The organism is Bradyrhizobium sp. MI1.10, from assembly GCF_055811035.1.
Genome location: NZ_JBVVPN010000172.1, coordinates 1 through 360 on the forward strand (window position 1 = coordinate 1; position 360 = coordinate 360).

The 360-nt window shown below is 59.7% G+C and carries 1 protein-coding gene; it reads left to right on the forward strand.

What is annotated here, in order from left to right:
• Nucleotides 1-168: 168 nt before the first annotated feature.
• Nucleotides 169-360: transposase (locus tag AC0L3K_RS40780; RefSeq protein ID WP_473368230.1), on the forward strand; the 192-nt coding region annotated here is incomplete at its 3' end.

Below are 360 nucleotides of genomic sequence, written 5' to 3' on the forward strand. Positions count from 1 at the left end.
AACAGGTGGCCGCCTTCGATCGGAATGCATGGTCGCGTTCAATCGGAATCCCTGGCCGCAATCCCCGGAATCCGCAGATTGGGGGCTTGAAGCCGCCAAATCCTGCAATTTCGCTTTTGGATTCCCTTTCCCTGCGGCCCATGATTCTGTGGTGCATCGGAGGGAACGATGCGGCCGAAGAAGCACAAGACGACGGGATCGAACGATCTGTTCCGGGCGCGGCTGGACCAGATCATCAATCTGAAGCACGAGTTGGTTCTGCTTGCCGGCAAGATCGATTGGGACTGGATCGACGGCGAGATCGCGCCGCTCTACAGCGAGAACGGCCGGCCGGGGATCGAGACCCGCTTCATGATCGGG